General features: G+C 56.0%; 3 protein-coding genes. 2 read left to right on the forward strand and 1 reads right to left on the reverse strand.

All coding sequences use genetic code 11. The features are described from left to right. On the forward strand, positions 1-578 hold a 578-nt coding region (locus IOB61_RS14580), incomplete at its 5' end, for an ATP-binding protein (protein WP_290818251.1). A gap of 21 nt (positions 579-599) precedes the next feature. Here the strand turns inward: IOB61_RS14580 and IOB61_RS14585 are convergent. Further along, positions 600-1,634: an IS630 family transposase gene (locus IOB61_RS14585; RefSeq protein WP_290818257.1), complete on the reverse strand. Its 1,035-nt coding sequence runs from the start codon at positions 1,632-1,634 to the stop codon at positions 600-602. 699 nt (positions 1,635-2,333) lie between these two features. On the opposite strand from IOB61_RS14585, the gene ltrA reads away from it, so the two are divergent. Then, positions 2,334-3,617 carry a group II intron reverse transcriptase/maturase gene (ltrA, locus tag IOB61_RS14590; protein WP_290818254.1) on the forward strand — a complete coding sequence of 428 codons (1,284 nt, stop codon included), beginning with the start codon at positions 2,334-2,336 and terminating at the stop codon, positions 3,615-3,617. Positions 3,618-3,783: the final 166 nt, after the last annotated feature.

Genomic DNA, 3,783 nt, shown 5'->3' on the forward strand with positions numbered 1-3,783 from the left:
ATCAAACCGAATTAACGACACGTGCGGTTGCAGATATTGAACAGATGAATACGCTCGTGAACGAATTACTCACACTCGCCCGACTGAAATCGGAAAAAATCATCGACCCCTCTGAACTCATCAATATTGATGAGTTATTACTCGCCATTTCTGACGATGCACGTTTTGAAGCCACAGAAAAAAAATGCACGATCAAAATTGATTGTCCTGCCAATTTGAGTTTAATGATTCATCATGAATTACTTCATCGCGCACTAAGTAATGTAGTTCAGAATGCCCTACGTTATGCTCCGAAAAATTCAATCATCACTCTTCGCGCTAGTATCAAAGATCAGGCAGTTAAAATAGACGCGGAGGATTTGGGTAAAGGTGTACCTGAAGACGAACTGTTAAGTATTTTCGACCCCTTTGTCCGCAGCACGACCAGCGAAGGAGAAGGCTACGGACTTGGACTTGCGATAACACTAAGTGCAGTTCAGGCGCACGGCGGCACAGTACATGCTGAAAATATGGCACAGGGCGGGTTCCGTATTCAAATCAGCCTACCCATTCCCGCAACAAAAACAGTGTTTTATTGAGTCGGCATTAATGTACTTGAATCAAGCAGCATAACGAACCGGATCATGCTCGAAGTATTTCTTGATCCGCTGCGGTTGACGCTGCACGCTGCGCAAGTGGCGTGCGGTGGCCTTGACCAGTTGCAGCTTGGTTCGCGCCGGTGCCAGCTTCGTCACCGCCTGCTTGAGGTCGGCATTGGCCATTTCGTCAGGGTTGAGCTCGGGGCTGTAACTGGGCAGGTAGAACACCTCGATGTACTCAGCGTGTTGAGCCAACCAATGCTTTACCGGCTTGCTATGGTGCACCCGCAGGTTGTCCAGAATCAGGAACACTTTCTTCTTTTGTCCCTTGATCAGGCGCTTGAAGAAGTCGATAAGGATCGTCGAGTTCAGCGCCCCATCAAATATGCGCCAGCGCATCTGCCCCTTGTTGGTCACCGTAGAGATGATGGACAGTCCATGGCGTTTGTTGGGTACGCGCACCACGGGCGTTTCGCCCCGGGGTGCGTAACTGCGACCGCGCACATCGTCGCTGCGCAGCCCACTCTCATCACCCCAGTGAATCTCAGTACCTTCAGCCCGGGCTCGCTGCGCAAGCGCCGGGTAATCCTCATCCAGCCACTTCTTTACTGCCGCAGGCGACTGCTCGTAGGCCTTGCGCATGGGCTTTTGCGGCGTAAAGCCCCAGCGCTGCAGGTACATGCCCATGGTGCGGACCTTGAGCTTCAATCCAAAGCGCTGCTCGATGAGTTCGGCTACCGCCGCACGGCTCCACAGCGCGTAGGGCATTTTGAGTTGATCGGGCGTCTTGTCGGCAATGAGCTTTTGCACCAAGGCCTCTTGCGCAGGACTGAGCAGACGTTGCTCACCAAGCTTGCGCCCGCCCGCTGCGTCGTGCAACGCAGAAGACCCCGATGCCGCGTGGCGTTTGCAGATGTCAAACACGCCCGTGCGACTCAGACCCGTCAGAGTGGCAATTTCGTCATAGGTACGACCCGCTTTGCGCAGCCGAATGACTTGCACGCGCCGCTCATGTCGGGCTTCCCGTGTCAGTTTTCTCATGTCGATGGTTTCCATCATCCCTATATGATGGCACTATACAATATTTCAAGTTAAATATTGCCGGATCAATACCTTCAATCAAAGAGGTACAAATTCACGAAGGTTGTCGTTAAGTAGCAGCGAATAGACTAGCCGCTATGTCCGCTTTCGGGAAAATCGAATGACCGCAATGGGTGTGCGCCGTGCAAAGGCGGCGCTTTCTTGTGGGTGTAAGCCCCACCCGGCGAAATGCTCCAGCCGGAAGCAACCGGAGCAGTCATGGAGGTAACAAAATGGCTGAAGCCTTCGGGTAAAGAGTGTCACGAATTGGTGACAGCGCGAGTGTGCAGGCCGTAACGCGAGTGAATGCTGAGCAAGCCTCGAAAAGGACGATGTGCAGGCCGACCCGACGACCCTTTCGGGGAAGGCTGATACGAGTGGGTGTCAATGAGCAAGGTAGTAGGCCCAGTCGCTGCGCCGGGGTAGTGGCAACAGCATGTACACAAGGAAAGCGCGCGCAACACGGGAAACCCCACGTCGTGGCCAGGGATGGCCAACCGAACGCTCGTGAGAGCAGGTTCGGGCGCGGTGGGGTGGCGGAGAGGCCCGTAGTACCGTTGAAGCCGAGTAATGCCGGTGGAGGGAAGGGGCCTTGGTTCAAGACAGACGCAAGACGTAGCGAGGACGTGGAGATTGGGTAACCTATCAACTCCGATTGGTGTTCAGAAACTGCAGATGGCGTTACACGCGAAAGCGAAGTCAGAAGCCGACTATCGTTTCTACGCGCTGTACGACAAGATTTACCGCAAGGACATTCTGGCTCATGCCTACGCCCAGTGCCGCTCGAACAAGGGTGCACCGGGTTTGGATGGACAGGACTTTGCGGATGTCGAAGCGTATGGCGTCGAGCGATGGTTGGCGGAACTGGCGCAGGCCCTCCGGGAGGAGCGCTATCGACCGGAACCAATACGAAGAGTGTTTATACCGAAACCCAATGGCAAGCTTCGGCCGCTGGGTATCTCGACCCTGAAGGATCGCACCTGCATGACAGCAGCAATGCTTGTGCTGGAGCCGATCTTCGAAGCCGACCTTCCCGCCGAGCAGTATGCCTACCGGCCGGGCCGCAATGCCCAGCAGGCAGTCAATGACGTGGGAGAACGGCTGCACCGCGGCCAGACGGAAGTCGTGGACGCCGACCTCGCGGACTACTTTGGCAGCATTCCGCACGCCGAACTGATGCAGTCGCTTGCGCGACGCATTGTGGATCGGCGTGTGATGCATCTGATCAAGATGTGGCTTGTGTGCGCTGTTGAAGAAACCGACCAGCGCGGGCGGAAGACACGAACCACTGAGGCCAAGGACAAGGGTCGGGGTATTCCGCAAGGCTCCCCCATCTCGCCACTGCTGTCGAATTTGTATATGCGACGGTTTGTGTTGATGTGGAAGAAGCTGGGGCTGGAGCGACGTCTGGGCAGTTGTATCGTCACCTACGCAGACGACCTAGTGATTTTGTGCAAACACGGCAAGGCGGAAGAAGCCCTGCAATGGATGCGGGCGATCATGGGGAAACTGAAGCTGACGGTGAATGAGGACAAGACACGACTCTGTAAGGTACCGGAAGAGACGTTCGACTTTCTGGGATACACGTTTGGCAGGCGGTATTCGGCGACAACGGGAAAGCCACGCGTGGCTCAGTGGCCGTCGAAGAAAAGCATCCGGCGCATGGTCGAGAAGGTCCATGCGCTGACCGAGCTGAACAGGGGCTGGCAGCATACCGAGGAGCTGGTGCGGAAGTTGAACCGCACGCTAGGCGGCTGGGCGAACTACTTCAGTGTAGGGACGGTCAGCCGCGCTTATCGAGCGCTCGACAACTACACGGCGACACGGTTGCGTCGGTGGTTGCGCAGCAAGTACAAGGTCAGGCGACGCAAGGGCGGGACGTATCCACTCTCGCACCTTTACGGGTACTACGGTCTCGTACGTCTGGCAGCACGAGGGCGCAGCGTGGCGTGGGCGTAGGCGTGAGCTCTTGTCCGAGAGCCGGATGCGGGAGATCTGCAAGTCCGGTTCGATGAGAGGGATGTGGAAACGGGGTTATGGTTGGCTATTGAGGCACCGTCAGACGAAAGGGACGGCAACCGCTATGCAAAACCTCCTGCTACCGCGCCACATCCCGACTCTACCA

The sequence above is a fragment of the Aquidulcibacter sp. genome, from assembly GCF_020253525.1.
GTDB lineage: Bacteria > Pseudomonadota > Alphaproteobacteria > Caulobacterales > Aquidulcibacteraceae > Aquidulcibacter.

What these genes read in the sequence shown, in the direction of transcription:
- IOB61_RS14585 (WP_290818257.1), bottom strand. Translation starts at nt 1,634, where the DNA reads ATGGAAACCATCGACATGAGAAAACTGACACGGGAAGCCCGACATGAG.
- ltrA (WP_290818254.1), top strand. Translation starts at nt 2,334, where the DNA reads ATGGCGTTACACGCGAAAGCGAAGTCAGAAGCCGACTATCGTTTCTAC.